27 protein-coding genes and 1 pseudogene are annotated in these 25970 nt (G+C 66.9%); 12 read left to right on the forward strand and 16 right to left on the reverse strand.

All coding sequences use genetic code 11. From position 1 onward, the window contains the following. Genes F9Z44_RS13140 through F9Z44_RS13150 form a run of 3 tightly spaced genes read right to left on the reverse strand, consistent with a single transcriptional unit; the run spans position 1 to position 2732 of the window. Positions 1-792, reverse strand: a complete 792-nt coding sequence (locus F9Z44_RS13140; protein WP_159606832.1) for an ABC transporter ATP-binding protein — start codon at positions 790-792, stop codon at positions 1-3. Positions 793-798: 6 nt separating this feature from the next. Next, positions 799-1638 (reverse strand): ABC transporter permease, encoded by an 840-nt coding sequence (locus tag F9Z44_RS13145; protein WP_159606834.1) that lies wholly within the window; start codon positions 1636-1638, stop codon positions 799-801. Positions 1639-1643: 5 nt separating this feature from the next. Next, positions 1644-2732: an ABC transporter substrate-binding protein gene (locus F9Z44_RS13150; protein WP_159606836.1), complete on the reverse strand. Its 1089-nt coding sequence runs from the start codon at positions 2730-2732 to the stop codon at positions 1644-1646. Between the two features lie 171 nt (positions 2733-2903). Here F9Z44_RS13150 and F9Z44_RS13155 point away from each other — a divergent pair, with 171 nt between their 5' ends. Both F9Z44_RS13155 and F9Z44_RS13160 read left to right on the forward strand, forming a co-directional pair. Then, on the forward strand, positions 2904-3749 hold the full coding sequence (locus F9Z44_RS13155) for a transporter substrate-binding domain-containing protein (RefSeq protein WP_159606838.1): 846 nt from the start codon (positions 2904-2906) through the stop codon (positions 3747-3749). Continuing rightward, positions 3746-4774, forward strand: a complete 1029-nt coding sequence (locus tag F9Z44_RS13160) for a cytochrome-c peroxidase (RefSeq protein ID WP_201449960.1) — start codon at positions 3746-3748, stop codon at positions 4772-4774. The genes F9Z44_RS13155 and F9Z44_RS13160 overlap by 4 nt, the downstream gene beginning before the upstream one ends. Positions 4775-4778: 4 nt before the next feature. On the opposite strand, the gene F9Z44_RS13165 is transcribed toward F9Z44_RS13160, so the two are convergent. Further along, positions 4779-6131, reverse strand: coding sequence for an LLM class flavin-dependent oxidoreductase (locus F9Z44_RS13165; protein WP_159606840.1), 1353 nt, complete (start codon positions 6129-6131; stop codon positions 4779-4781). Positions 6132-6490: 359 nt separating this feature from the next. Here F9Z44_RS13165 and F9Z44_RS13170 point away from each other — a divergent pair, with 359 nt between their 5' ends. The 4 genes and pseudogenes from F9Z44_RS13170 (at position 6491) to F9Z44_RS13185 (ending at position 10544) form a co-directional block, all read left to right on the forward strand. Further along, entirely contained in the window at positions 6491-6958 is a 468-nt protein-coding gene (locus F9Z44_RS13170; protein ID WP_159606842.1) for a rhodanese-like domain-containing protein, read from the forward strand. Next, a complete protein-coding gene (gene epsC, locus F9Z44_RS13175) occupies positions 6958-7899 on the forward strand; it encodes a serine O-acetyltransferase EpsC (protein ID WP_159608711.1) in 942 nt (313 codons plus the stop codon). The genes F9Z44_RS13170 and epsC overlap by 1 nt, the downstream gene beginning before the upstream one ends. A 114-nt stretch (positions 7900-8013) precedes the next feature. Further along, positions 8014-8943: a family 2A encapsulin nanocompartment shell protein gene (locus tag F9Z44_RS13180; protein ID WP_159606844.1), complete on the forward strand. Its 930-nt coding sequence runs from the start codon at positions 8014-8016 to the stop codon at positions 8941-8943. Continuing rightward, positions 8918-10544: pseudogene (locus tag F9Z44_RS13185) on the forward strand (family 2A encapsulin nanocompartment cargo protein cysteine desulfurase). Before F9Z44_RS13180 ends, F9Z44_RS13185 begins: the two are co-directional and overlap by 26 nt. Positions 10545-10575: 31 nt before the next feature. Here F9Z44_RS13185 and F9Z44_RS13190 read toward each other — a convergent pair. Both F9Z44_RS13190 and F9Z44_RS13195 read right to left on the reverse strand, forming a co-directional pair. Further along, positions 10576-10776 carry a hypothetical protein gene (locus F9Z44_RS13190; protein WP_159606846.1) on the reverse strand — a complete coding sequence of 67 codons (201 nt, stop codon included), beginning with the start codon at positions 10774-10776 and terminating at the stop codon, positions 10576-10578. Between the two features lie 129 nt (positions 10777-10905). Then, a complete protein-coding gene (locus F9Z44_RS13195) occupies positions 10906-11472 on the reverse strand; it encodes a hypothetical protein (RefSeq protein ID WP_159606848.1) in 567 nt (188 codons plus the stop codon). 226 nt (positions 11473-11698) lie between these two features. Here F9Z44_RS13195 and F9Z44_RS13200 point away from each other — a divergent pair, with 226 nt between their 5' ends. The 5 genes from F9Z44_RS13200 (at position 11699) to F9Z44_RS13220 (ending at position 16374) form a co-directional block, all read left to right on the forward strand. Beyond that, entirely contained in the window at positions 11699-12259 is a 561-nt protein-coding gene (locus tag F9Z44_RS13200) for an RBBP9/YdeN family alpha/beta hydrolase (RefSeq protein WP_159606850.1), read from the forward strand. Between the two features lie 107 nt (positions 12260-12366). Further along, entirely contained in the window at positions 12367-13368 is a 1002-nt protein-coding gene (locus F9Z44_RS13205; protein ID WP_159606852.1) for a sulfate ABC transporter substrate-binding protein, read from the forward strand. 125 nt (positions 13369-13493) lie between these two features. Next, positions 13494-14375: a sulfate ABC transporter permease subunit CysT gene (gene cysT, locus F9Z44_RS13210; protein WP_159606854.1), complete on the forward strand. Its 882-nt coding sequence runs from the start codon at positions 13494-13496 to the stop codon at positions 14373-14375. Continuing rightward, complete coding sequence (cysW, locus tag F9Z44_RS13215) at positions 14372-15289, forward strand: sulfate ABC transporter permease subunit CysW (RefSeq protein ID WP_159606856.1); 918 nt, start codon at positions 14372-14374, stop codon at positions 15287-15289. The genes cysT and cysW overlap by 4 nt, the downstream gene beginning before the upstream one ends. Further along, entirely contained in the window at positions 15286-16374 is a 1089-nt protein-coding gene (locus tag F9Z44_RS13220) for a sulfate/molybdate ABC transporter ATP-binding protein (protein ID WP_159606858.1), read from the forward strand. The genes cysW and F9Z44_RS13220 overlap by 4 nt, the downstream gene beginning before the upstream one ends. Before the next feature lie 28 nt (positions 16375-16402). Here F9Z44_RS13220 and F9Z44_RS13225 read toward each other — a convergent pair whose 3' ends face one another. The 3 genes from F9Z44_RS13225 to F9Z44_RS13235 form a co-directional block, all read right to left on the reverse strand. Beyond that, positions 16403-16846, reverse strand: coding sequence for a PRC-barrel domain-containing protein (locus tag F9Z44_RS13225; protein ID WP_159606860.1), 444 nt, complete (start codon positions 16844-16846; stop codon positions 16403-16405). Positions 16847-16918: 72 nt separating this feature from the next. Then, positions 16919-17752, reverse strand: a complete 834-nt coding sequence (locus tag F9Z44_RS13230) for a Crp/Fnr family transcriptional regulator (protein ID WP_236574121.1) — start codon at positions 17750-17752, stop codon at positions 16919-16921. Between the two features lie 166 nt (positions 17753-17918). Continuing rightward, positions 17919-18713 (reverse strand): Crp/Fnr family transcriptional regulator, encoded by a 795-nt coding sequence (locus F9Z44_RS13235; protein WP_236574122.1) that lies wholly within the window; start codon positions 18711-18713, stop codon positions 17919-17921. A gap of 263 nt (positions 18714-18976) precedes the next feature. Here F9Z44_RS13235 and F9Z44_RS13240 point away from each other — a divergent pair, with 263 nt between their 5' ends. Further along, positions 18977-19348, forward strand: coding sequence for a hypothetical protein (locus F9Z44_RS13240; protein WP_159606862.1), 372 nt, complete (start codon positions 18977-18979; stop codon positions 19346-19348). 14 nt (positions 19349-19362) lie between these two features. Here the strand turns inward: F9Z44_RS13240 and F9Z44_RS13245 are convergent, their stop codons facing one another. The 7 genes from F9Z44_RS13245 to puhA form a co-directional block, all read right to left on the reverse strand. Then, positions 19363-20478, reverse strand: coding sequence for a phytoene/squalene synthase family protein (locus F9Z44_RS13245; protein ID WP_159606864.1), 1116 nt, complete (start codon positions 20476-20478; stop codon positions 19363-19365). After that, complete coding sequence (locus F9Z44_RS13250) at positions 20453-22045, reverse strand: phytoene desaturase (RefSeq protein ID WP_159606866.1); 1593 nt, start codon at positions 22043-22045, stop codon at positions 20453-20455. The genes F9Z44_RS13245 and F9Z44_RS13250 overlap by 26 nt, the downstream gene beginning before the upstream one ends. Next, positions 22042-22818 carry a putative photosynthetic complex assembly protein PuhE gene (puhE, locus tag F9Z44_RS13255; protein WP_159606868.1) on the reverse strand — a complete coding sequence of 259 codons (777 nt, stop codon included), beginning with the start codon at positions 22816-22818 and terminating at the stop codon, positions 22042-22044. The genes F9Z44_RS13250 and puhE overlap by 4 nt, the downstream gene beginning before the upstream one ends. 91 nt (positions 22819-22909) lie before the next feature. Further along, entirely contained in the window at positions 22910-24025 is a 1116-nt protein-coding gene (acsF, locus tag F9Z44_RS13260) for a magnesium-protoporphyrin IX monomethyl ester (oxidative) cyclase (RefSeq protein WP_236574123.1), read from the reverse strand. Between the two features lie 25 nt (positions 24026-24050). Then, positions 24051-24512, reverse strand: coding sequence for a photosynthetic complex assembly protein PuhC (puhC, locus tag F9Z44_RS13265; protein ID WP_159606870.1), 462 nt, complete (start codon positions 24510-24512; stop codon positions 24051-24053). 18 nt (positions 24513-24530) lie between these two features. Then, positions 24531-25190, reverse strand: a complete 660-nt coding sequence (gene puhB, locus F9Z44_RS13270) for a photosynthetic complex putative assembly protein PuhB (RefSeq protein WP_159606872.1) — start codon at positions 25188-25190, stop codon at positions 24531-24533. After that, positions 25187-25945, reverse strand: coding sequence for a photosynthetic reaction center subunit H (puhA, locus tag F9Z44_RS13275; RefSeq protein WP_159606874.1), 759 nt, complete (start codon positions 25943-25945; stop codon positions 25187-25189). Before puhA ends, puhB begins: the two co-directional genes overlap by 4 nt. Positions 25946-25970 lie beyond the last annotated feature (25 nt).

Consider the following 25970-nt stretch of genomic DNA (forward strand, 5'->3'; position numbering starts at 1 on the left):
TCAGGCCTCGGCCAGCTGCGGTGCCGGCGCCACCACCTCGCCCATGGCGGTGAGGATTTCGCGCTTGAGCGCGGCAAACGCCGGGCTCACCCGGTCGCGCGGGCCGGGTGGCAGGTCCACCTTCACCTGCTTGACGATGCGGCCCGGGTTGGCGTTCATCACGATCACGGTGTCGCTCAGGAAGATGGCCTCGTCCACGTCGTGCGTCACGAGGATCATGGTCACGCCCTCGGCGCGCCAGATGCGCTGCAACTCTTCCTGCAGGCGCACGCGGGTGAGTGCATCGAGCGCGCCCAGCGGTTCGTCGAGCAGCAGGATCTCGGGCTGGCCAACCAGGCCGCGCGCGATCGCGCCGCGCTGCGCCATGCCACCCGAGAGCTCGTGCGGGTAGGCCTTCTCGAAACCTTGCAGGCCCACCAGCTCGATGTTCGACTGGATGGTCTGGCGCTGCTGCCCGGGCGTGAGCGCCGAGTTGACCAGCGCCAGGCCGATGTTCTGCTCCAGCGTCATCCAGGGCAGCAAGCGGTGGTCCTGGAACACGATGCCGCGCGACAGGCTGGTGCCGGCAATCCGCTCGCCGTGCAGCAGGATGTCGCCCTCGTGGTCCTTGTCCAGCCCGAGGATGAGCCGCAGCAGCGTGGACTTGCCGCAGCCACTGGGGCCGACCAGCGTCACGAAGGCGCCGGGCTCGACGTTGAAGCTGGCGTTGACCAGCGCGTCCAGGCGCGGACGGCCTGGCACGGAATAGCTCTTGGAAACGGCCTTGACTTCAAGGCGACCGGGTTCAGCCATGGTTGTTCATCCCTCAAATCCTTGTTTCCAGCGCAACACGCGGCGCTGCAGCAAATACATCGTGCGATCGATACCGAAGCCCACGAGACCAATAATCACCATGCAGACCAGCAGCTGGTCGGTGAGCAGCAGACCCTGCGCGCGGAAGATCAGGAAGCCCAGGCCCTCCAGGCCGCTCAGGCCCTCGGCCACCACCACCAGCGCCCAGGCCAGGCCCGCCGCATAACGCAGCGAGACCATGATGGTCGGCGTGGCCGCGGGCAGGATGATCTTGCGCACCAGTTGCCAGCGCGTGAGCGTCATCACCTCGGCCAGTTCGATGTAGCTCTTGTCCACGCTTCGGATGCCCTGCAGCGTGTTGAGGAACACCGGGAAGAACACCGTCTTGGCGATCACCAGGATCTTGGCCGGTGCGCCCAGGCCCAGCCACAGCACGATCAGCGGAAACCAGGCGATGCCCGGGATGTGGCGGATGGTGTCGAAGGTGGGCGAGAGGAACTGCTCGAAGCGCCTGGAGAGACCAGCGGCCACGCCGAGCCCCACGGCAGCGATGGCGCCGTAGAGAAACCCTTGCGAGACCAGCGCCAGGCTGACGCCGAAGTCCATCAGCAGGCGCTGCTCGGTCAGCATCTTGAAGAAGGCCTCCACCACCTTGATGGGTGCGGGCAGGAAGACTGGGTCGATCCAGGCGAGACTGGCCGCCGTCTGCCACAGCAGCAGCACCGCACCCGGCAGCAGCAAACCGATCGCGCGGCTCGGCACCAGCCACTGATGGAGCCGAGCCCCGAAGGACGTCGTATCCGGTGCAGCGGTGACGGAAGGAAGACGTTGCGTCAACGTGTTCATGGCGTTCAGCGGTAGATCGAGTGCGTGCCGCCCGCGAAGAAGCGGCTGTCCACGAAGGCGTCGACCTGTGCATCGGTCAGGCGGCGTTCGCTCAGGATGTCGTCACCCTGCTTCACGTACCAGTCGATGAAGGTCTTGATGGAATTGCGCGCACGCTGGGCGTTGGGCTCGCCGGCCATGAACTCCCACTGGCCCAGGTGGGTGATCTGGAACTTGGCCACTTCCACCGGCACGCGGGTTTCACGCGCGACGATCTTCGCGGCCTCGTCCACGTTGTCCAGCGTCCAGGCCATGGCGCGTTCGCGCGAGGCCAGGAAGGCTTTCACCGCCTCGGGGTACTTGTTGACGAACTCGCGCTTGGCGAAGTAGGTCACGCGCCCGGCGTGGTTCACGTACACGCCATCGTCCGGCACATGGCCGATCACCTTGAGCTTGCCCGAGAGCCAGGCACCAGTGGCGTTGCCGGCAGCCAGGTGGGTGGTGGTGGCATCGAGCGCACCCGACAGCACCCCGGCGATGGCCACCGTGGGGTTGTCGATCGATTCGTAGCGCACGCGGCCCTTGGTCTGGCGCGTGTCCAGCGGCAGGCCCACCGAGTTGAGCGCTTCGGTGGGGGCGGACCAGTAGCAGCTGATGCGGCTGCTGCCGAACTTCTTGCCATCCAGGTCGGCCAGCGTGTTCACCGACTTGTTCGACACCGCTGCCAGGATGGGCGCGCGGTAGCGGTTGGAGGTCTCGGAGGCCCAGATGATCACGCCATCGAGCCCGTTGGCGCGGTGCACGGTGGCCGGGTAGATCATGCGCTGCGCGATCGAAATCGCCCCCTTGCTGAGGGCGCCCGTTTCCGCGCCCACCAGCTCCGCACCGCCCGATGCGATGAGGTTGACTTCGTGGGTGCCGACCTTGCTGAACTCTTCCTTGAAGATGCCTTTCTCACGGGCGATCACGGTCCACGGCGTGAGCTGCAGGTTGATGGCGGGCAGCACCTCGGCGCTGGCTGTGCCCGATTGGGCCAGCAGGCCCAGGGCCAGGGCGGCGGCACTGAGGGCGCGCAGGCGGCTGCGGGTGGGTTGGTTCTTCGTGGCGATGGTCATGGGGTTCTCCGGGTTGGGTGTCGCGTTGTGAAGGAAGCGCCGATTCTTGGGGCGGATCACAGCCCGGCCAAGGAAGGAAAACAGGGATGCATATGCCGCGACAAATGGCGCAGATGCTTATGCGCATTTCGCCTCACACAGGCCCGCCGAGCCGCACAGAATGCCCATCCCATGAACCCACTCCATTCCCTTCAGGAGCCGCCCTTGCGCAAGCTGGCCTGGCTCACCGCACTGGGCGCCACCGCCCTGTGCGCGGCGGTGTTCGCGGCCACGCAATCGCGTGCCGCCGCCTCCGCACCGCTGCCTGTCCAGGTGCTGCACATCGGTATCTCACCCACCACCCTGCCCGTGAGCACCGGCGAACGCGACTACACCAACGGTGGCTTCGAGGCGGTCTACGCGCGCGAACTGGCGCGGCATCTCGGCGTCGAGGTCCAACTGGTCCCGCTGGCGCCAGGCGCCCAGGTGCAGGCCCTGCGGCAAGGCGCGGTGGATCTGGTGCTGACGCGCCCCGACAACGACCAGCAGGCACAGCACGGCATGCGCGTGTTGGGCACCGGCTACCAGTCGGGCCTGAGCGTGGCCATGCGCTCGGACACCCCTGTGCGCACCTGGAACGACCTGGCCGGACGCGTGGTCTGCACCACAGCCGAGAACGGGCGCGCCCGTGAGCAGGCCGCGCAGGTCAAGGGGCGGCTGAAGGTGTTCGCCGCGCCGGCGCAAGCCCTGGTGCAGGTGCGCACCGGCGAGTGCGCGGCGGCCATTCTCGACCGCTCGCAGCTGGATGCGCTGCTGTCGAAAAAGGAATGGCAGAAGTTCTCCGCCACCCTGCCGGCCACGGGCACCAGCCCGCTGCAAGCCTGGCTGGCCGATGGCCGCGCCGACCTGGCCGCGCCCATCCACGCGGCGGTGAACGCCATCGGCTCCAGCGCCCACTGGGCACAACGGCGCCAGACCTGGGCGGCCAACGTGGCCTTCGAGGTCTACTTCGACCAGACCGGACCGGACTGCCATTGAGCCGGGCGCTGCTCTGGCTCGCTGCGCTGGGCCTGATCGGCTCGGCGGCGATGGCTGGCGAGCCGCTGCGCGCCGCCTACGAGAAGCCACCAGCTCAATGGCCCGCACCGTGGGTCGACGAGGGCGTGGCCTTCGTGGAACTCGGCGCCCTCGCGCCACCACCCTCGCCCACTTCGGCGCGCGCGGCGCAGCTCACGAGGTTGGGCCGCCAGCTGTTCTTCGATGCCCGCCTCTCGCTGGATGGCCGCGTGTCCTGCGCCAGCTGCCACCGGCCCGACCAGGCCTGGACGCTGCGCACACCCACCGCGCCCGGCGGACGGCGCAACCCACCGGGCCTGCACGGCGTGGCCTCGCGCGCGCACTGGGCCTGGGACGGTGCCGCCGCTTCGCTGGCTGCGCAGTCGCTGCGGCCGCTGACCGACCCGCGCGAAATGGGCAACCCCTCGCTGGACGAGGTCTGGCAGCGTGTGCGGGCTGCGCCCGAGTACCGTGCACTCACCACGCCCGAGCAACTGGGCGCGGCGCTGGCGGCCTTCCAGCGCACGCTGCACGCCAGCAGCCACTTCGACCGCTTCGTGCGGGGAGAGCACCGCGCGCTCAACGACCAGGAGCTGCGAGGCCTGCACCTGTTCCGCACCCAGGCCCGCTGCGCCAACTGCCACTTCGGCCCCACGTTCAGCGATGGCCGGTTCCACAACCTCGGCATCGCCTTCTTCGGCGAACCCTCGCAGGACCTCGGCCGTTTTGAAGCGACCGGTCAATGCGAAGACGCGGGCCGCTTTCGCACCGCCAGCCTGCGCGGTGTGTCGCGCACCGCGCCCTACATGCACCACGGCCTGTTCGACACGCTTGCGGGCGTGCTGCACCTGTACACGCGCGGTGGTGGCGACCCGCGCAACAGCCGCGCGGGCGTGGCGGCGAACCCGCTCTACGCCTGCGCGGCGCGCGTGTCGCCGCACCTGCGGCCGCTGCCACTGGGCGAGGCCGACATCGCGGCGCTGCAGGCGTTTCTGAAGACCTTGTGACGGCTCAGGCCGCGAGCCGCGCGGCGGCCGCGTAGCGGCTCACCGGCCGCTCCAGCCCGAGGTTCTCGCGCAGCGTGCTGCCTTCGTAGGCGGTGCGGAACAGGCCGCGCTTCTGCAGCTCGGGCACCACCAGGTCCACGAACTCGTTGAGCGAGGCCGGCAGCACCGGCGGCATCACGTTGAAGCCGTCGGCCGCGCCGTTCTCGAACCACTCCTGCATCTGGTCGGCAATGGTCTGCGGTGTGCCGATCACCACCCAGTGGCCGCGCGCGCCGGCCAGGTATTCGTAGAGCTGGCGCACGGTGAACTGCTCGCGCCGCGCGAGTTCGATCACCACGTGCGCGCGGCTGTTGATGCCCTTGGGCGGCTCCGGGTAGTGCGGTGGCGGTGCGTCCAGATTCCAGCGGCGCAGGTCCTCGCCGGGCCAGTACGGTGCGAGGGTGCTCAGGCCCACCGAGGGGTGGATCAGCGCCTGCAGCTCGGCCCACTTGGCCTGCGCCTCGGCTTCGGTGCGCCCGATCACCGGCGAGATGCCGGGCAGCACCAACAGCTGCTCGGGCCGCCGGCAGTGCTTCGCCATGCGGCCTTTCACGTCCTTGTAAAACGCCTGCGCCTCGGCCAGGCTGGTCCAGGCGGTGAAGATCGCTTCCGCCGTGGCCGCCGCGAGTTCCTTGCCGTCCTCGGACGACCCCGCCTGCACGATCACCGGGTGGCCCTGTGGCGAGCGCTCGATGTTCAGCGGCCCTTTCACCTTCAGGTGCTTGCCGATGTGGTTGAGCTCGTGCAGCTTCGCGGGGTCGAAGTACACGCCCGATGCGCGGTCGCGCACGAAGGCGTCGTCGTCGAAGCTGTCCCACAGGCCTTTGACCACGTCCACGAACTCGGTGGCCTTGGCGTAGCGCTCGCCGGGCGTGGGGTGCGCGTCCAGACCGAAGTTGCCATGCACGCTGTCGTTGCTGGTGGTCACCACGTTCCAGGCCGCGCGGCCCTTGCTGATGTGGTCGAGCGACGCGAATTTGCGCGCCAGCAGGTAGGGGTCTTCGTAGGTGGTGGACGCGGTGGCGACGAAGCCGATGTGTTTCGTCACCGCCGCGAGCGCGGCCCACAACGTGACCGGCTCGAAGTGCGAGATGCGTCCCTGGCGGCTGAAGGACTCGTCGTCGCCCGTGCCCCAGATGCCGGGGCTGTCGGCCACGAACACCTGGTCAAACAGGCCGCGCTCGGCGGTCTGCGCGACCTCGATGTAGTGGTCGATGTTGGTGCCCGAGTCGATCTGCGAACCGGGATGGCGCCAGGCGGCGATGTGGTGGCCCGTGGCCATGATGAAGGCGCCCAGGCGCAGTTGTCTGTTGCTCATTGGAGGTTGCTCCCTGTGGATCGAGCCCGCCAATCTAGGCCCGGACTCCTCCGCGCGGAACGAAACAAACCGCATATCCATAGCCGTTCTGCTTCGTTGTGGACCCGGTCCCGCCTGCCTAGCATCGGTGCACCGGTTCTGAAAAGTCTGGTCCGGCCGATGCGGAGATGAGAGAACCCTGGTTGTCTCCTGGGGGGAGGATTGCATCGGCCGGCTTTTTTTTGAGCGCGATCCGGCTCAGATGTTTGGGCAATGAAGAAACAAAAAAACAATGGTTTGTGTGTTGAAGCTGCGCTTTTAGAGTGCCTCCATGCCTTGCGCACAGGTCGCGGGCAGTCACACACGAAAGGGTTTCTCACATGACCGTTGCCTCCGAATCTCCCACCTTGCGCGACGCCCTGGAAGCCGCCGAGCAGGCCGCCCGATCCGCGGGCCTGCCCTATGCGGGCGGCGTCTCGCCCGGGCTCGCCTGGTCGCTGTTTTCCACGGGCCAGGCCATCCTGGTGGACGTGCGCAGCGCCGAAGAGCGCAAGTTTGTCGGCCAGGTGCCCGAGAGCGTTCATGTGCCCTGGGCCACCGGCACCAACCTCACGCGCAACCCGCGTTTCGTGCGCGAACTCGAAGCCAAAACCGGCAAGGACGCGCGCATCCTGCTGCTGTGCCGCAGCGGCAAGCGCTCGGCACTGGCGGCCGAGGCAGCGGCCCAAGCCGGCTTCACCCAGGTGTTCAACGTGCTCGAAGGTTTCGAGGGCGAGATCGACGCCAACCAACACCGCGGTGGCCAGGACGGCTGGCGCTTCCAGGGGCTGCCGTGGGTTCAAGACTGATGGACGACGCACTCACCCCCGAGGTGCGCACGCACCTGTTTGACCTGCAGCAGGTCGTGCGCGATCTGGCCGATGTACGCCAGCGCTGGCGCACAGCGCAGAAGCGCTCGCGCGAACCCGGCGGTCGAGAGCTGCCCTCGCGCGACGCGCTCACCGACATCCTAGACGGGCTGCGCGGCGCGTTGTTTCCGATGCGCCTGGGCCCACCCGACCTGCGCCAGGAGAGCGAGGACTTCTACATCGGCCACACGCTGGACACGTCGTTGCAAGCCCTGCTGGGCCAGGTGCGGCTGGAGCTGCGCCACCAGCACCGCCACGAGGGCGGCGGCCATGAGGCGGCGACCGAACAGCAGGCGCGCGACCTCGTGCGCGATTTCGCGCACTCGCTGCCCGCCATCCGCGAGCTGCTCGACAGCGACGTGGTGGCGGCCTTCGAGGGCGACCCCGCCGCGCGCAGCGTGGACGAGGTGCTGCTGTGCTACCCCGGCATCCAGGCCATGATCCACCACCGCGTGGCGCACCGCTTCTACCAGCTGGGGGTGCCGCTGCTGGCGCGCATCGTGGCCGAGCTCGCGCACAGCGCGACCGGCATCGACATCCACCCGGGTGCCTCCATCGGCGCGGGCTTCTTCATCGACCACGGCACGGGCGTGGTGATCGGCGAGACCGCCGTGATCGGTCAGCGCGTGCGCGTGTACCAGGCGGTCACGCTGGGCGCCAAGCGCTTCCCCACCGACGACAACGGCCACCTGAGCAAAGGCCTGGCGCGCCACCCCGTGGTGGAGGACGACGTGGTGATCTACGCCGGCGCCACCGTGCTCGGGCGCGTGACCATCGGCCGCGGCGCCACCATCGGCGGCAACCTCTGGGTCACGCACGACGTGGCCGCAGGCGCCAACCTGAGCCAGGCGCGATCACGGGAGGTCACCACCAGCCCCTGATCGACCGCCGCCACCCAGCCCCTTCACCCGCCCCCCTCGCCGCGTCGCTCAAGCCGCACGCACAGGGTTTCCTGTTGCCTTTTTCTTTTCAACCATCGATGCCACGGAGCCTTCATGTCTGACCACACCCCTTCCCAGCTGGCGCTGAGCGACAACGCCGCTCGCCAACTGGCCAACGCCACCAAGACCGCACCGGTCCTGTCCACCATCAGCCCGCGCTGGCTCACGCACCTGCTGCAGTGGCAGCCGGTGGAGGCCGGCATCTACCGCCTCAACAAGGTGAAGAACCCGCAGGACGTGGAGGTGCTGTGCGCGCAGCGCGACGAGAGCGAACTGCCCTCGACCTTCGTGGACTACGAAGACCAGCCGCGCGAGTATTTCCTGAACGCCGTGTCCACCGTGCTCGACGTGCACACCCGCGTGTCCGACCTCTACAGCAGCCCGCACGACCAGATCAAGGAACAGCTGCGCCTGACCATCGAGACCATCAAGGAAAAGCAGGAAAGCGAGCTGATCAACAACGCCGACTACGGCCTGCTGGCCAGCGTGCACCCCAACCAGATCGTCTACCCCCTCACCGGCGCGCCCACGCCCGATGATCTGGACGAACTGCTGACCAAGGTGTGGAAGGAGCCCGCCTTCTTCCTCACGCACCCGCTGGCCATCGCTGCCTTCGGCCGCGAATGCACACGCCGTGGCGTGCCACCGCCCACGGTGAGTCTGTTCGGCTCGCAGTTCCTCACCTGGCGCGGCATCCCGCTGATTCCCAGCGACAAGGTGCCCGTGGCCGATGGCAAGACCAAGATCCTGCTGCTGCGCGTGGGCGACAAGCGCCAGGGCGTGGTGGGCCTCTACCAGCCGGGCCTGGCGGGTGAGCAGAGTCCGGGCCTGTCGGTGCGCTTCATGGGCATCAACCGCAGTGCCATCGCCTCGTACCTGATCTCGCTGTACTGCTCGCTCGCGGTGCAGACCGAGGACGCACTGGCCGTGCTGGAAGACGTTGAAGTGGGCAAGTTCCATGACTATCCAGACACCTACAAGTGAGCTGCCGGGCGCCACGCCGCCCGCCGGACTTCCCGACCTCGCCGCGCTGAACCAGCTGGCTGGCGCGTTCTTCGCTGCCCTGCCCGGCGCGCTGGCACCCGGTGCGAACCTGGCGCCCGCCCCACCTCAGAGCCTGCTCGCGCTGGCCGTACCCACCGCGACCGGCGCCACCGCACCCGACCCGGCGGCCTCGTTCGGCTTTCCCACGGGCGAGGCCTTGCGCGCGTTGCTCGCCGAGCCGCCGCGCCACGCCGGCACGCCCGGTGCGGCTGCGCCGACCAGCCCGACCGACACGGCCGGCGCGTTCTACCTCACGGAGGTGCTGCAGACGCCCCAAGGCTTCGCCACCACCGCGCCGCAATCCGACACCACGCGCCACCCGCCGTTCGACGTCAACGCCATCCGGCGCGACTTCCCCATCCTGCAGGAGCGCGTGAACGGCCGGCAGCTGGTGTGGTTGGACAACGCCGCCACCACGCAGAAGCCGCAGTCGGTGATCGACCGCATCGCGTATTTCTACGAGCACGAGAACTCCAACATCCACCGCGCGGCGCACGCACTGGCCGCGCGCGCGACCGACGCCTACGAGGGCGCGCGCGAGAAAGTGCGCGCCTTCCTCGGCGCATCCTCGGTGGACGAGATCGTCTTCGTGCGCGGTGCCACCGAGGCCATCAACCTCGTGGCCAAGACCTGGGGCGCGAAGCACGTGGGCGCGGGCGACGAGATCATCGTCTCGCACCTGGAGCACCACGCCAACATCGTGCCCTGGCAGCAGCTCGCAGCCGACAAGGGTGCGGTGATCCGGGTGATCCCGGTGGACGACACCGGCCAGGTGCGGCTCGACGAGTTCCAGAAGCTGCTCAACGCCCGCACGAAGATCGTGGCCGTCACGCAGGTGTCGAACGCACTGGGTACGGTGGTGCCGGTGAAAGAGATCGTGGAACTGGCGCACCGCGCTGGCGCGAAGGCGCTGGTGGATGGCGCGCAATCGGTGAGCCACCTGCGCGTGAACGTGCAGGCGATCGACGCCGACTTCTTCGTGTTCTCGGGCCACAAGATCTTCGGCCCCACCGGCATCGGTGTGGTCTACGGCAAGCGCGCTGCTCGACGACATGCCGCCCTGGCAGGGTGGCGGCAACATGATCGCCGACGTGAGCTTCGAGCGCACGGTGTTCCAGCCGCCGCCCAACAAGTTCGAGGCCGGCACCGGCAACATCGCCGACGCGGTGGGCCTGGGCGCGGCGATCGACTACGTGCAGCGCATCGGGCTGGAGAACATCGCGCGCTACGAGCATGACCTGCTGGCCTACGCCACACACCACCTGCAACCGATTCCCGGCGTGCGCCTGATCGGCACCGCGCACGAGAAGGCCAGCGTGCTGTCTTTCGTGTTGCAGGGCTACACCACCGAAGAGGTGGGCAAGGCGCTCAACGAGGAAGGCATTGCGGTGCGCTCGGGCCACCACTGCGCACAGCCCATCCTGCGGCGCTTCGGCGTCGAGACCACGGTGCGGCCGTCGCTGGCCTTCTACAACACCTGCGAGGAGGTGGACCGCTTCATCGCGGTGGTGCGCCGCCTGAGTTCGGCGCGGCGGCGCTGAGTCCGGCGCGTGAGGCCCCGGGGCGCCGGGCTCACGCCATGAACACGGCGATGAAGGCCAGCATGAAAATCAGCAAGACCGCCATGCCGGGCAAGACCAGCGGCATGTACCAGATGACGGTCTCAAGGATGTCTTGCGCCTGCTCATCGGCGTACACACGCAGTTCCGGATCGGAATAGTGCAGCGGGTGTTCGGCCATGGCCTGGTCGGGTGGTAGGGCGGTGTGTTGCATGACGACCTCCTGTGGGTGGTGTCGGTCGTGCGAGGGGCTTGTGGCGTGCAATGTCTGCCTGCCGATCTGCGCGTCGGGCGCGCCGACCACTGCATTTTGCGGCAGTTCTTCCGTTCGTGGCGGTCCGCGTCAGGCCTCGCTGTCTTCAATGTCCTCGCCCAGCGCGTGCAGCAGTTGCTCGACAAACGTGTCCATGACCGGCAGCGCGCACGGCAGGGCCATGCCCGTGTTCTCCGGAAACCAGCCACGTCCACCCGCGCTCAGGCGCAGGAAGCTTGCATCGGGCGCTTCACCCGCGTCGAACACATGGGGCACACCGGCTGGCAGCAGCACCCAGTCGCCGGCTTCACAGAGCAGGCTGGTGAAACCCTCGCGCGTTCGAACGCTCAACAGCGCCGTGCCCTGCAGGAAGACGCAGGCCAAGGCGGCTGTGCTGGCGAGTTCCTGGGGTCTCGGTCGTGCAGCGCCATAGCCCGCGCCGGCCAGGCACACCCGCTCCGTCACATGCGGGCCCAGCTGGCGCCGCAGATCGACCAAGGCTGCCGCATGGCCCGCCTGGGCCTCGGCCGGCTCGGCGCCATCCGCCCAGCGTCCCCAGCGCACGCCCACCGACGTGGCGAGCGGGCACGTGGCCCCTTCGCACACGGAAGTGGACAACCAGAGACCGTCGGGGGAGAACGTTGCAACAGCAGCCATGCACGGCAGTGTCCGCGCGGTTGGCCACAAACCCAACGAAGCATTCGGACTTTGCTCATGCGCCCAGCGTCTATGCCATATGCCGCATGCCCATAAACAAACTACTTCATAGTCGTTTGTTTATCTGCGTGTGCTCCAGAAAATGCAGTTTTGCAATGGGGGAGAAAACAAGCATGAGCACACCACAACCCGGCGATGCCACGCCGGCCAGGCATTGAGTCCCGGCATGGCATTTCCTACCGTCATCGTCATGCCTGGCTGGCGCAATTCCGGCCCCGGCCACTGGCAGAGCCTGTGGTCCGACATCCTGCCCTCGGTGCTTCGCGTGGAGCAGGACGACTGGGTCGCGCCCGTGCGCACGGCCTGGGTGGCCCGCCTGAGCGAAACCATCGAGCGGGCGCCCGGCCCCGTGGTGGTGGTGGCGCACAGCCTGGGCTGCATCACCACCACGCACCTGCCGGCCTCCATCGCCCAGCGCATCCAGGGTGCGCTGCTGGTGGCGCCGGCCGATCCCGAGCGCCGCGGCGTGCTGGCCGATTTCGCGCCCGTGCCCTACCAGCGCCTGCCCTACCGCAGCATCCTCGTGGCCAGCAGCAACGACCCGTACTGTCCGGTGCGAACGGCCGGCGCGTATGCGCGCGCCTGGGGCAGCGAGTTCGTGCGGCTCAACGACGCCGGCCACATCAATGTGGACTCGGGTCACGGCCCCTGGCCGCTGGGCCTGGCGCTGCTGCAGTCGCTCGGGGCCGATGTGCCGGCCGCCACCCGCGCGGTGGAGCCCGCCTGATCCAGGCTTATGCCTGAGCCACATAAGAAAACAAAAACAAAGTCGTTTGGAATCACTGGGCAGGCGCCCAGAATTCGGCACATCCTGTTTCCGTCTGGAGCTTTCCCATGAAAAACACCTTGCGTGTGGCCCTGGCCGCCGTTGCCCTCTCCACCTCCGCGCTGGCATCCGCCCAGACCAGCACGCTGCTCAATGTCTCCTACGACGTGGCGCGCGAGTTCTACAAAGACATCAACGTGGCCTTTGCCGCCAGCTACAAGAAGAGCACGGGCAAGGACATCAAGGTCGACCAGTCGCACGCCGGCTCCAGCGCACAGGCGCGCGCCGTGGCCGATGGCCTGGAGGCCGACGTGGTGACCTTCAACACCACCACCGACGTGGACTTCCTGGCCGAGAAGGGTGTGGTCGCCAAGGACTGGCGCCAGAAGTTCGCCAACGGCGCGGCACCCACCACCTCGACCATGCTGTTCCTGGTGCGCAACGGCAACCCCAAGGGCATCAAGGACTGGGACGACCTGATCAAGCCTGGCGTGCAGGTGGTGGTGGTCAACCCCAAGACCGGCGGCAACGGCCGCATGGCCTACCTGGCCGCCTGGGGCTATGTGCGCAGCAAGGGCGGCAGCGACGCTGAAGCCGCCGAGTTCGTGGGCAAGCTCTACAAGAACGTGCCGGTGCTGGCGCGCGGCGGCCGTGACGCCACCGGCGTCTTCCTGCAACGCAACATCGGCGACGTGCTCGTGACCTTCGAGTCCGAGGTGGTCTCGGTGGACACCGAGTTCGGCGCCGGCAAGGTCGATGCCATCCACCCCAGCGCCTCCATCGTGGCGGAAAACCCGGTCGCCATCGTCGAACGCACGGTGAACAAGAAGGGTTCGGCCGCTGAAGCCAAGGCCTACCTCGATTTCCTCTACAGCGCCGAAGGCCAGGAGATCGCGGCCAAACACAACATCCGCCCGCGCAACGAAGCGGTGCTGAAGAAATACGCCAGTGCCTTCAAACCGATCAAGCTGTTCACCGTCGAGCAGTATTTCGGCTCGCTGGGCGAAGCGCAGAAAGTGCACTTCAACGACGGCGGTCAGTTCGACAAGCTCTACACCGTCGGAAAGTAAGGAAACACCCCCGCCGCGCTTCGCGCGACCCCCTCAAGGAGGCGGTGCCTGCGGCCCGGCAAAGCCGGTTCCGCGGCACCTCTTGGTTGAGCCCCCCATTCCTCGCAGCGCCCTGGAAATACAACATGACAACCGCCACGCTGCCCTCTGCGGCAGCTTCCCCGCCGGGCGCGCGCCGCGCCACGCGCCGCGTGCTGCCGGGCTTCAACATCACGCTGGGCTTCACGGTCTTCTACCTGAGCCTGATCGTGCTGATCCCGCTTTCGGCGCTGATCTTCAAGACCTTCACCCTCACCTGGCCGCAGTTCTGGGAAGCCGTCACCGCGCCGCGCGTGCTGGCCTCTTACAAGCTCACCTTCGGCGCCTCGTTCATCGCAGCCTGCGTCAACGCGGTCTTTGGCCTGCTGGTGGCCTGGGTGCTGGTGCGCTACAGCTTCCCCGGCAAGAAGATCATCGACGCGCTGGTGGACCTGCCCTTTGCGCTGCCCACCGCCGTGGCCGGCATCTCGCTCACCGCGCTGCTGGCGGGCAACGGCTGGATCGGTCAGTACACCGAGCCGCTGGGCCTGCAGCTGGCCTTCAACCCCAACGGTGTGGTGATTGCGCTCATCTTCATCGGCCTGCCGTTTGTGGTGCGCACGGTGCAGCCGGTGCTCGAAGACACCGAGAAGGAGCTGGAGGAAGCCGCCACCTGCCTGGGTGCCACCCGCTGGCAGACCTTCAGCCGCGTGATCTTCCCCAGCATCGCGCCCGCCCTGCTCACCGGTTTTGCCATGGCCTTTGCCCGCGCGGTGGGTGAATACGGCTCGGTCATCTTCATCGCCGGCAACATGCCCATGGTCTCCGAAATCACGCCGCTGATCATCATCAGCAAGCTGGAGCAGTACGACTACGCGGGCGCCACCGCCGTGGCCACCGTGATGCTCGCCATCTCCTTCGTGCTGCTGCTGCTCATCAACGCCTTGCAGACCTGGCAGCGCAAGCGTTCCGGAGGCAACCTGCAATGAGCACCGTCAACTCCCCGCGCACCACACGCAAGGGCACCACCGAAACCGCATGGGTGCGCACCACGTTGATCGCCATTGCGCTGGTCTTCATGTTCCTGTTCCTCGTGCTGCCGCTGGCCGCCGTGTTCACCGAGGCCCTGCGCAAGGGCTGGGACGCCTACTGGGAAGCGCTGAAGGACCCCGATGCCTGGTCGGCCATCCGCCTGACCTTCCTCACCGCGCTGGTCGCCGTGCCGCTGAACCTGGTGTTCGGTGTGGCAGCGGCCTGGGCCGTGGCCAAGTACGAGTTCCGTGGCAAGTCCTTCCTCACCACGCTGATCGACCTGCCGTTCTCGGTGTCGCCGGTGGTCGCAGGCCTGATCTATGTGCTGGTGTTCGGCACGCAGGGCTGGTTCGGCCCGTGGCTGGCCGAGCACGACATCAAGATCATCTTTGCGGTGCCCGGCATCATCCTGGCCACCATCTTCGTCACCTTCCCCTTCATCGCGCGCGAACTCATTCCGCTGATGCAGGCGCAGGGCAACGACGAGGAACAGGCCGCGCAAGTGCTGGGTGCCAGCGGCTGGCAGACCTTCTGGTACGTGACACTGCCCAACATCAAGTGGGGCCTGATCTACGGCGTGATCCTCTGCAATGCACGCGCCATGGGCGAGTTCGGCGCGGTCTCGGTGGTCTCGGGTCACATCCGCGGCCAGACCAACACCATGCCGCTGCACGTGGAGATCCTCTACAACGAGTACCAGTCGGTCGCCGCGTTTGCCGTGGCCTCGCTGCTGGCGCTGCTGGCCCTGGTCACGCTGGTGATCAAGTCGGTCGCCGAGTGGCGCATGGAGAGCGAGATGAAGGCCCTGGCCGAGTTGCCACCCGAGCGGCCCACGTCGGTTGCCAATCCTTTGCTGGGACAAACATCATGAGCATCGAAATCCGCAACATCAACAAGCACTTCGGCACCTTCCAGGCGCTGAACAATGTCAACCTCGACATCCACTCGGGTGAGCTGCTCGCGCTGCTGGGTCCCTCGGGCTGCGGCAAGACCACGCTGCTGCGCATCATTGCCGGGCTGGAGACGCCGGACACCGGCAACATTTTCTTCAGCGGCGAGGACACCACCGACGTGCACGTGCGCGAGCGCAACGTGGGTTTCGTGTTCCAGCACTACGCGCTGTTCCGCCACATGACCGTGCTGGAAAACGTGGCCTTCGGCCTGCGCGTCAAACCGCGCAGCGAGCGCCCAAGCGACGCGCAGATCAAGGCCAAGGTGCACGACCTGCTCAAGCTGGTGCAGCTCGACTGGCTGGCCGACCGCTACCCCTCGCAGCTCTCGGGCGGCCAGCGCCAGCGCATTGCCCTGGCCCGTGCACTCGCGGTCGAACCCAAGGTGCTGCTGCTCGACGAGCCCTTCGGTGCGCTCGACGCCAAAGTGCGCAAGGAACTGCGCCGCTGGCTGCGCCGCCTGCACGACGAGCTGCACGTGACCAGCGTGTTCGTCACGCACGACCAGGAAGAAGCGCTCGAAGTGGCCGACCGCGTGGTGCTGATGAACCAGGGCCGTGTGGAACAGGTGGGTGCACCGCAAGACGTGTGGGACCACCCGGCCAGCCCCTTTGTGTACGGCTTCCTGGGCGACGTGAACCTGTTTCACGGCCGCGCGCACGAAGGCCAGATGCACCTGGAAGGCGTGTCGATCGCATCGCCCGAACACGCCGGCGCCCAGGATGCCCAGGCCCTGGCCTACGTGCGTCCGCACGAGCTCGACGTGCTGCCCTGGGCGCCTGGTCTCAGCGGCATGGTCGTCAGGCTGGACCGCGCCGTCGTGGTGGGGCCGATCGCCCGCCTCGAACTCGTGCCGCTGGCGTCACCAGCCAATGGCGACAGGCCCACGCTGATCGAAGCCCACCTGCCGGCCGACCGCTTCAAGGAACTCGGCATCAAGGAAGGCGACACCGTGGTGGTGGCACCGCGCAAGGCGCGCGTGTTCCTGCAGCCCCAGACGGTCTGATCCGCGCACGGACCTCGGGGAGCCGGGCTCAGGGGTCCGGCGGGGGTTCACCCTGCGGCTGCGTGCCGTAGAACTGGTGCACGCCCTTTGCCCACTCGGCATCGGCCATGTCGGGCCAATGCTGCTTGTCAAATCCCGGCGCGCCCTGAAGGCGCGCCTTGCTCACCCGCAGCATGAAACAGCGGCTGCTTGTGTCCAACTCGAGCGCGGCCCAGGGCACGGCAAACAACTTGTCGCCCAGCCCCATGAATCCGCCAAACGACAGCACCGCGTAACCCACCCGACCGGTGCGCATGTCCAGCATGATTTCCCGGATCTCGCCCAGGTCTTCATCGTGGTCGTTGAACACATCGTTGCCCGTCAACGTGCTGGCACCCATGAGCCGGGGGCCTGGACCCCGGTGAGGGGCGTCCCCTTCCCCGCCGGGGTTGGTGGTGTGCTCGGCGGGTTCAGCAAGCGTTTCGTCGTGCATGGCGGTTCTCCAGTCGTTGACCAGGAGGAATGCTCGCGCCAGGTTGGCGCGGGGTCTGTGCGCCGGCGCACCTCAGGTAGGGACGGCGCTGCGACTCGGTGAACAGACGCCGAGCGCTGCGCTGGATGTTGCCGGCACAGGCTTGACCTGCAACACCGCATCGTTGCTGAGACGGGTGTATGCATCGCGGATCACGCCGTGGCATTCGCAACTGTGGGCATTGAGGCCGGCGCGGTCGATCACCGACATCTGGCCGCGGCCATAGCGGATCACGCCGGCCTTCTGCAGACGCAGCGCACCTCCGGTGACGCCTTCGCGCCGCACGCCCAGCATGCTGGCAATGCGCTCCTGTGTGATGTGCAGCTCGTCGTCGGGCTGGCGCTCCAGGTGCACCAGCAGCCAGCGCGCAAGCTGTTGGTCGAGCGAATGGTGGCGGTTGCAGGCGGAGGTCTGCGACATGTGCTGAAACAGCGTTCGGGTGTAGTTGAGCAGGTGGTGCATCACCCGCTCAGAGCGCTTTGCGTGGTGGGCGATGGACTGTGCACTCATGCGGTAGCCGTGGCCGCCCCGACACACCAGGGCTGTGTGTTGCGCCATCACGGTTCCGCTGGCGGTGGTGCCGTTGTTGGCGTTGCTGCTGCCCATGAAGGCTTCCACGCCCACCATGCCTTCATTGCCCACCGCTGCCACTTCCACCGTGGCGCCATCCAGCATGGTGGAGACCAGCGACACCACGGCCGAGATCGGAAAGTACACATGGCGCAGGCTGTCGCCGGCTTCAAACAAGGTGCCGTGCGCGGGCATTTCGATCCACTCCAGGTGAGACTCGATGTAGCGCCAGTCGTCAAACGGCATGGCCGCCAACAGTTGGTTCTGTTCGCGGTAGGACATGGCAGAGAGTGTCATTGCGGTGCGCCTCAGGGTTGTTCTTGTGGGCGCCACGAAAATTCAAGGCGCCCAAGTCAGCAGCGCAATGTAGGTTGATGCATATGGGCTTTCCATGTCGAAAGACACATGCCCATGTCGCTTTACCTCTGCCTTACATCTCTGGGAACCACCCCGGCAAGAGACCTCAGACCAGTGGCCGCTGCGGCGGATGCCCGTCACCATAGAGATCGGCCAGGCGCGCAAGCGCCTTCACGTCCCGCAGAAACAGGCGGCCGTCCTTGATCTGGTGAAGGCCGCGCTTCTCCAGTTTGCGCAGTGTCTTGTTGGTGTGCACCAACGACAGACCCAGCGCGTCGGCAATGTGCTGCTGCGTGAGCGGCCACACCACGCCACCGACCCCCTTGTCCTCCTGCAGCGCGGCCGCGCGCTTGAACAGAAGGATCAGCGTGCTGGCGATGCGCTCTTCGGCACTGCGCCGCCCCACCGACAGGAGCGTGTCGTCCACCAGCGACTCCTCGTGCGCGGTGAGCCAGGTCACATTGAAGCCCATGGTGGGTGAACGGCGATGGATCTCCCAGAGCGCGTCGCGCTGGAACACGCAGAAGCTTGCGGACGTGAGCGTGTCCACGCCGTGGGCCGCCGCGTCGCCCATCTTCTGTTGCACACCGATGAAATCACCTGCGAGCAGGAAACTCAGGATCTGGCGCCGTCCGTCGCTCAGGGTTTTGTAACGGAAGGCCCAGCCCTGCAGCAAGGTGTACAGCGGCGCGTCGGTCTGTCCCTCCTGGATCAGCGATTCGTTGGCTTCAAGGCGTACCGCGCGGCGCTTGAGCGACTGCACCAGCTCCAGCTCTTGCGGCGCGTGTTCGACGAACAGCGCCAGGGGGCGCAGCGGGCATTCGGTGCAGGGCATGGTCGCAGCGGGCGCCTGGTCCGGCCATTCGGCGTGGGGGGCGGGGGTGGAAGCGGGTGTGGGCATGAGCTTGCTTCTGTGGTGCGAGCGACGCGTTGCGGGTCGCACTGGGGCCAGCCAGCAAGGGGTTTGCAGGTAACGGGACTGTACCGGGATCGCCCTGCGTTGGACAGCGCACAGACTCTGCCCTGCACCTGCCTTACGTTGGGGTCATGACAACGCCCACGCCCTCCACCACTCGAGATCGAAAGCCGAACAGGGTCGTACCGGCGCGGCCGGCGCCCAATGCGATCACGTTACTGAAAGCTGACCATGCCGAATTGCAGCAAATGTTCACCGCGTTCGAGAACACGCGCTCGGTGAACAACAAGCGCTTTCTGGTGCAGCGCATCTGCGCTTCGGTCGACGTGCACTCCCTCGTGAAGGAGCAGGTCTTCTATCCAGCCGTCCAGTCGGTGCTGCAGGGTTCGAGTCCGGAGCACGGATCCATGAAAGCGCTGGTCCGTCACATCCGCAGCCTGGAGCCCGTGGCCGAGATGGTGGACGGTCCCATCCAGAGGCTGTCCGATCATGTGAACCAGCACGTCAGTGAACTGCACGACGGGATGTTCCCCCAGCTGAAGGCGTCCAGCATCGATCTGGTCGAACTCGGTTCGCGCATGGCACGGCGCAAGGCTGAACTGATCGCGCTGCACTCCTGAGGCGTACCACCGAATCAGTGTGAAAAGCGCTGTCCCTGCATCGCCTCGTCGGCTGTGTGCCGCAGATCGCGTTCTTCCTGACGGCGCGCTTCGACCCGCTCGAACATCTCCAGCATCCAGGCCATGCGCTGGTTGAACGGGCGGGTGCAAATGCCGCTGGAAAACGCGGTGTCTTCCAGCGTGTTGCACTGCTCCACCAGGTAGGCAATGGCGGCCAGCGGCGGCACGGCCGCGGCCGAGCGGCCCACCCAGCCCGACTGCACCGAGGCACACGCCAGCAGCACCAGCTTGCGCGAGGTCGGCACGATGGCGCGGCGGGCGCAGGGGTCCAGGCCCTCGCGGCGCAGTTGTTGACCGATCTCGGCGTAGATGAGGCGGGCGGCCAGGATCGCCGAGCGGCAGTCGCGCGGCAACTGCGCAATGCCGACGGAGGCCTGCCGGTACAAGTGATCGGCTTCATCGAGCAGGCGCGCCACGACACCCTGCAAGGCTGGGCTGCCCACGGGCTGCCGCAGCCAGGCATCGGCATCGATCCCGGCCTGCGCCATCCACTGGCGCGGCAGGTACAGGCGGCCGTTGCGTGCGTCTTCGCCCACGTCGCGCGCGATGTTGGTGAGCTGCATGGCCACGCCGAGTTCGCACGCCCGCGCCAGCGCCTGCGGGCTGCGCACGCCCATGATCCAGCACATCATGGCGCCCACGCTGCCGGCCACGCGCGCGCCGTAGTCATGCACCTGCTCCAGCGTGTCGTAGCGCCGGCCTTGCGCGTCCCAGGCAAAGCCGTCGAGCAAGGCGTCGAGCAAGGGCCGGGGCAGTTGGTGGCGCTGCACCACCACCGACAGGGCGCGGTCTTCGACGAAGTCCTGTGGATCACCGGCGTAAACGCGGTCCAGGCGCTCGGAGAGCACCCGCATGGCAGCGTCGACAGCCATCTCGCCCGAGTCCACCATGTCGTCGGCCACCCGGCAGAAGGCGTAGAGCGCGATCGACGAAGCGCGCACGCGCAGCGGGAGCAGGCGGCTGGCGGCAAAGAAGGTCTTGGAGCCGGTGCGCATGAGCGCCACGCAGGCGTCAAGATCGACCGCCGCGCGCGGCGCCTGCGTCTCAGCGTGAAACGTGTTTGCGTGCATGGTGTTGCTGCCAGGTTGTTGCATCGGGAACCACGGAGTCCAGCGCCTTGGCCGACATCAGCACCCCCGGCACACCGGCACCGGGGTGGGTGCTGGCGCCCACCATGAAGAGGCCGTCCACGTCTTCGCTGCGGTTGTGCGGGCGAAACCACGCGCTTTGCAGCAGCAGCGGCTCCAGGCCGAACGCCGCCCCCTTGAACGAGAGCAGGCGGTCGTGAAAGTCCTGCGGTGTGGTGAGCAGCGAGGCGCTGAGGTGCTGCTCGAAGCCCGGCAGCACCGTGCGGTCCAGCACCTCGGCGATGGCCTGGCGGTAGGGCTCGGCCTGGGCGACCCAGTCGGTGCCGCTGTCCAGGTGCGGCACGGGGGCCAGCGCGTAAAAGGTGTCGTGCCCGGCGGGCGCCATGGAAGCGTCGCTCGCCGTGGGGCGGTGCAGGTACAGGCTGAAGTCGTCGGCCAGTTTGTGGCGGCGGAAGATGTCCTTGAGCAGTTCCTTGTAGCGCGGGCCCAGCAGCATCATGTGGTGCGGCACGTCGTTGTACTGGCGGCTGGTGCCGAAATACCAGACGAACAGGCTCATGGAGTAGCGGCCGCTCTCCACCTTGCGATTGGTCCAGTGGCGGCGGTGCTGCGGCTCCACCAGGTGGCGGTAGGTCCAGGCGGTGTCGGCGTTCGACACCACGATGTCGGCGGCGATGTGCTCACCACTGGCCAGCGTCACGCCGGTGGCCACGCCACGGTCCACCTCGATGCGTTTCACCTCGGCGTTGCAACGCAGCACCCCACCCTGCCCTTGCAGCAGGCTCACCAGCCCTTGCACGAGCTTGCCGGTGCCCCCCACCGCCCAGTGCACGCCGTACTTGCGTTCCAGCGCGTTGATGAGGCTGTAGATGCAGGTCACGGAAAACGGGTTGCCCCCGATCAACAAACTCTGCAGGCTCATGGCCATGCGCAGCTTGGGGTGCTTCAGGTGAGCCGCCACCATGGCGTGCAGGCTGCGCCAGCCGCGCATCTTGAAGATGGCCGGGCTGGCCTTGATGAGATCACCCACGGTGTCAAAGGCCTTGTCGCCCAGCGCCTCGAAGCCCAGCCGGTAGCAGTGGTCGGCCTCGGCCATGAAACGCTCGTAGCCCGCCGCATCGTCCGGGCTGATGCGGCGCACCTCGGCGCGCATCTTGTCGGGGTCACCGCTGTAATTGAACTCGTCGCCGTCGTCAAAGCGGATGCGGTAGAACGGGTCGAGCGCGCGCAGCTCGATGTCGTCGGCGAACTTGCGTCCGGCCAGCGCCCACAGCTCTTCAAACAGGAACGGCACGGTGATGATGGTCGGGCCGGCGTCGAACACATGGCCGTTCAGGCGGTGCACACAGGCTCGACCGCCGGGGGCGTCGAGCTTCTCCAGCACCGTCACGCGCCAGCCCTTGGCGGCCAGACGCACGCTTGATGCCAGGCCGCCAAAACCGCTGCCGATGACCACCGCATGGGGCGCGTCGGGTGCGGGTCGGGAGGCCGCAGGACGCGATGCAGGCGGCAAATCCCACAGGTCTTCGGGGGTGCGAAAAGCGTTCATGCTTTTTCCGGTTTGATCACCGGGCTGCGCGACATGGCCCAGCCCCAGAGTTTCTGCATGGGCGTGGGAAACGCCATGATCACGTGTTCAACGATGGCCAGGCCCAGCAGGGCCGCCAGCAAGATCCAGCCGGTGGTGATGGTGGCGGTGCCGCTGGACACCTGCCACACCATCCAGGCCCAGACGGCGCACGAGAGGCCCACCGCGAGGTAATAGAACGGCGTGAGCGGGCCGCGTTTGAAGTAGCTGGCCAGGTACGCCAGATGGCTGGGCAGGTACTGCTCGCCGGTCTCGGGCACACCCAGAAAGAGGTTCATCTTGGCCGAGAAGCGCATGCACCACAGCAAGGCAAAGGTGCAGATTGCCACGTGCCCTGCCTGATCCTGCTGCAGCCACAGCAACACACCGAAGTTGGCCAGCAGGGCCAGCTCGTGCCAGATGACGGCCTGCACCGACTGCGTGAAACGTGTCCAGCCGCGTGCCCCGACCTGCAGCGGCGCGCGGCGCACGCCGGTGAGCCAGCCGGTGAGAAAGGCCATCTCGTGCCAGCTCCACATCACGATCACGCTGGCAAACGCCAGGTAGGCGCTGCCCACCGTGTGGTCCTGCATGCTGAGCTGGGTGGTCCACAGGCTGCCAAGCAGCAAGACGCTGAGCAGTCCCATCGTCCAGGGAAACGTGGTGGGTGCCCTGCGCACCAGCCACAAGATGGCACCCGTACCGAACCACCAGCACAGCAGTGCAAACAGTGCGGGGGCGATCGTTTCGCTCATCGCCTCACCCGTTCGCCCTGAGCTTGGCCTGTCCTGAGCCTGTCGAAGGGCAGGCTCAGCCCGAACGGGAACGTGGTGGACATGTCGGGTGTCACCAGACCGGTTCCATGCGAATCGTCTGCGGCAGTTCCTGCTTCTTCACCGGCAACAGGTACAGCCGGCCAAAGGTGAACGCCGCCTGCGCTGCACAGCCCGCCACCTGCAGCTTGCCGAGCAGGCCACCGCGCTTCTTGGCGCGGTCGGCGGCCAGCGAAATCGCCAACAGGCGCTCCAGACCCTGGCGGAACGCTGGATGGTCGATGTCCACCTCCACCGGGAACACCTGGCGGCAGATGTCGTTGGTGATGCGGAACACATCAAAGTCATAGGTGCTGGACTCCAGGCCCATGGCCTCGTGCAACAGCGGGCGCGTGTGGTCGCGCACGTACATGGTGGCGTAGACGGCCAGGATGAAAAAGCGGATCCAGAGCTTGTTCACGCCCTGCAGAAGCTCGGGTTGCGAACGCATGATGAGCGCGAAGGATTCGCCGTGGCGGAATTCGTCGTTGCACCAGCGCTCGAACCAGCGAAAGATGGGGTGGAAACGCTTGTCGGGGTGGCGTTCGAGCTGGCGGAAGATAGTGATGTAGCGCGCGTAGCCGATCTTCTCGCTCAGGTAGGTGGCGTAGAAGATGTACTTGGGCTTGAAGTAGGTGTAGGCCTTGTTGCGTTTGAGGCTGCCCAGGTCGATGCCGAGGTTGAAATCTTTGAGCGACTGGTTGATGAAGCCGGCGTGGCGCGATTCGTCGCGCGCCATGTAGGTCATGAGCTGCTTGATGTCGGGGTTGCTGACGTTCTTGCGGATCTCGTTGTAGAGGATGCAACCAGAGAACTCCGAGGTCAGCGAGCTGATGAGGAAGTCCAGGAACTCCTGGCGCATCTCGGGCGAGAGCTGCGGCATGAGCGTGCGCACTTCCTCGGCAAACGCGGCGTCGCGCTGGAAGTGGTCGTGGTTGTTGTCGCCCTCGTACTCCTTCATCATCACGTCCCAGTCGGCGCGCACGCGGGAGATGTCGAGTGCGTCCATGGCCTTGAAATCGGTGGTGTAGAAGCGCGGCGACAGCACCGTGTTCTTCACGGCCCTGGCGTTGGCGTCTTCGGCGCTCTCCACCGTGTCCATGAGCATGGCCACGTGGTCAATGTCGGCGCTGGCGGTCGTTGTGATCATCGTGGGCTCCTGAAGGTGTTCGGATTCATGAGGCGGGCCTGGCCCACTGCAGCTGCGAGAACACGGCCGAGTTGGTCGGGCCGAAAGACTCCAGGCTCAGGCGCTGGCCGGTGGCGGTGTCGAGCAGTGTGATGCGGCCATCCACATGACCGGTGAGCTGGAACGGCAGGTCCGGGCTCATGCCGTTGCGCTTGCGCTCGCGGTTGAGCGCGCGAAGGCTGCCACGCAGAAAGCCCTGCTCACCCTGGAAGCGCGCCACTTCCTGCTTCGTGCCCGCGTCAAGCACCGCGATGTCGCCATTGGACTGGCCCACGAACGACAACTGGCGCTCCCACTGCACCGCTTCGTGGGCCTGAGCCGGGGCCGCGCCAACCACCTTCATCTGCAGCGTCACACCCGCCAGGACCACCAGCAAGAAGATGCCCAGCGCCCAGATCGGCCAGGGGGTGTCGGTGCCCAGGGGAGACGGATGGTGGTGGGTGCTCATGGTGATCTCCGGGGTGGCTCAGGCCGTGGCGGTCGCGAGCTCGCGCGGCTGGCGCACTGGTGCCGGGCTGGGGCCGCCCACGATGGCCATGGCATCGGCGTTGCGGGCACTCCAGGCCTGCACGATCAGCTCACCAACCTTCTGGGCGTCGTTCACACAGCGCAGACTGGGCTGCGGCTGCCTGAGCAGCCAGGGGCGTGCATGCGGCCAGAGGTTGAGCCACGCAATGCGGTCTTCCCCGGTCAAGGTCAGCGCGATGTCGCCATGGCCGCCGGCTTGCGGGCGGATGGCGGCAGCGGCGAGCTTGCGCAGCGGCAGGTTGAAGGTGAGCGTGAGCACGATGCCGATGCGCATGAGGATGCGGCGGTCGGTCAGGGTGTAGAGGGTGGTGCGCGCGGAGAACCAGGCCGTGAGCGACAGCAGCCCCAGGGCCACCGTGGCCAGCGTCGCGCTGGTGAACAGCGGCATGAGCACCGCACCGCCGGGCTCACCCAGCAAATACAGCCACTGCAAGCCCAGCATGCCGGCGAAGTAGATGGCGAGCTTGCGCATATGAAAGGCGTGGATGGCCAGGGTGCGCCAGTCGGGGCTGCCCTGCCAGAGCAGGCGCTCGCCTTGCGGCAGCGGCTCGGGCAGGCCGGGCGCGGCCTCGAATTCGTGTTCGTGGTGCGCGTTCACAGCATGGGCTCCATGCGCTGGGGCGTGGCGTACAGCAGACCGGCGCCGTAGTAGGCGACGATCTTTTCTTCTTCCAGCAGCGTCACCTGATCGGGGTTGCGCGTCTTGGGCACGCCGGCGAACTGCTCGGCCAGGATGGCGTGCACGCTCACGCCGTCTTTGCGGATGCGCGAGAAGTTCACCGGCAGCAGCACCGAGCCACCGCTCTTGAGATCAACCTCGATGTAGCGAAACATCATTTCCGACTTGTCGACCCACATGTCCTTGACGACGCCGGCGACTTCCTTGTCGGCGCCATAGACCACCAGACCGCGTGGATCGGTGTCTTGCCGGGCCACACCGTGGTCGGCGGCCGCACGCAGGGGAACGATCTTGGCCTGGCCCTCGTGCGTCATGTCGGGGATGTCGGCGCGGGCAGCCCAGGCGCCCGGGCCCACACCGGCGAGCATCGGATCGCCCACCGGGTCCAGCGGCGAGCCAGCCCAGCGGTGCGTCGGCGTGGCCGAGTAGGCGCCGTCGGCGCGGTTCGGGTCGGGCGCAAAAAACGTGCGGCCGTCTTCGAGCTCGTAGCTCTTGGGCTGGGCGGTGGGCCAGCCCGGCGTCACGGGGCCGTTTTCACGGCCGGGGTCCATCGGGTAGCCCTCGCGGTGGCTCTCTCGCTGGAGGTAGTAAATCAATCCAAAGAAGAAAATCCAGAACGCGTAAAGCACGAGTTGTGCGACGTCGACGTACTGGGTGATTGCGCCTGTATCCATGGTGGTTCTCCTTCAATGAGGGCTG

The sequence above is a fragment of the Hydrogenophaga sp. PBL-H3 genome (assembly GCF_010104355.1).
Classification (GTDB): Bacteria; Pseudomonadota; Gammaproteobacteria; order Burkholderiales; family Burkholderiaceae_C; genus Hydrogenophaga.

Bases quoted from the DNA above. Each gene is read 5' to 3' on its own strand.
- F9Z44_RS13140 (WP_159606832.1), bottom strand. From the start codon at position 792: ATGGCTGAACCCGGTCGCCTTGAAGTCAAGGCCGTTTCCAAGAGCTAT.
- F9Z44_RS13145 (WP_159606834.1), bottom strand. From the start codon at position 1,638: ATGAACACGTTGACGCAACGTCTTCCTTCCGTCACCGCTGCACCGGAT.
- F9Z44_RS13150 (WP_159606836.1), bottom strand. From the start codon at position 2,732: ATGACCATCGCCACGAAGAACCAACCCACCCGCAGCCGCCTGCGCGCC.
- F9Z44_RS13155 (WP_159606838.1), top strand. From the start codon at position 2,904: ATGAACCCACTCCATTCCCTTCAGGAGCCGCCCTTGCGCAAGCTGGCC.
- F9Z44_RS13165 (WP_159606840.1), bottom strand. From the start codon at position 6,131: ATGAGCAACAGACAACTGCGCCTGGGCGCCTTCATCATGGCCACGGGC.
- F9Z44_RS13170 (WP_159606842.1), top strand. From the start codon at position 6,491: ATGACCGTTGCCTCCGAATCTCCCACCTTGCGCGACGCCCTGGAAGCC.
- epsC (WP_159608711.1), top strand. From the start codon at position 6,958: ATGGACGACGCACTCACCCCCGAGGTGCGCACGCACCTGTTTGACCTG.
- F9Z44_RS13180 (WP_159606844.1), top strand. From the start codon at position 8,014: ATGTCTGACCACACCCCTTCCCAGCTGGCGCTGAGCGACAACGCCGCT.
- F9Z44_RS13190 (WP_159606846.1), bottom strand. From the start codon at position 10,776: ATGCAACACACCGCCCTACCACCCGACCAGGCCATGGCCGAACACCCG.
- F9Z44_RS13195 (WP_159606848.1), bottom strand. From the start codon at position 11,472: ATGGCTGCTGTTGCAACGTTCTCCCCCGACGGTCTCTGGTTGTCCACT.
- F9Z44_RS13200 (WP_159606850.1), top strand. From the start codon at position 11,699: ATGGCATTTCCTACCGTCATCGTCATGCCTGGCTGGCGCAATTCCGGC.
- F9Z44_RS13205 (WP_159606852.1), top strand. From the start codon at position 12,367: ATGAAAAACACCTTGCGTGTGGCCCTGGCCGCCGTTGCCCTCTCCACC.
- cysT (WP_159606854.1), top strand. From the start codon at position 13,494: ATGACAACCGCCACGCTGCCCTCTGCGGCAGCTTCCCCGCCGGGCGCG.
- cysW (WP_159606856.1), top strand. From the start codon at position 14,372: ATGAGCACCGTCAACTCCCCGCGCACCACACGCAAGGGCACCACCGAA.
- F9Z44_RS13220 (WP_159606858.1), top strand. From the start codon at position 15,286: ATGAGCATCGAAATCCGCAACATCAACAAGCACTTCGGCACCTTCCAG.
- F9Z44_RS13225 (WP_159606860.1), bottom strand. From the start codon at position 16,846: ATGCACGACGAAACGCTTGCTGAACCCGCCGAGCACACCACCAACCCC.
- F9Z44_RS13230 (WP_236574121.1), bottom strand. From the start codon at position 17,752: ATGACACTCTCTGCCATGTCCTACCGCGAACAGAACCAACTGTTGGCG.
- F9Z44_RS13235 (WP_236574122.1), bottom strand. From the start codon at position 18,713: ATGCCCACACCCGCTTCCACCCCCGCCCCCCACGCCGAATGGCCGGAC.
- F9Z44_RS13240 (WP_159606862.1), top strand. From the start codon at position 18,977: ATGTTCACCGCGTTCGAGAACACGCGCTCGGTGAACAACAAGCGCTTT.
- F9Z44_RS13245 (WP_159606864.1), bottom strand. From the start codon at position 20,478: ATGCACGCAAACACGTTTCACGCTGAGACGCAGGCGCCGCGCGCGGCG.
- F9Z44_RS13250 (WP_159606866.1), bottom strand. From the start codon at position 22,045: ATGAACGCTTTTCGCACCCCCGAAGACCTGTGGGATTTGCCGCCTGCA.
- puhE (WP_159606868.1), bottom strand. From the start codon at position 22,818: ATGAGCGAAACGATCGCCCCCGCACTGTTTGCACTGCTGTGCTGGTGG.
- acsF (WP_236574123.1), bottom strand. From the start codon at position 24,025: ATGATCACAACGACCGCCAGCGCCGACATTGACCACGTGGCCATGCTC.
- puhC (WP_159606870.1), bottom strand. From the start codon at position 24,512: ATGAGCACCCACCACCATCCGTCTCCCCTGGGCACCGACACCCCCTGG.
- puhA (WP_159606874.1), bottom strand. From the start codon at position 25,945: ATGGATACAGGCGCAATCACCCAGTACGTCGACGTCGCACAACTCGTG.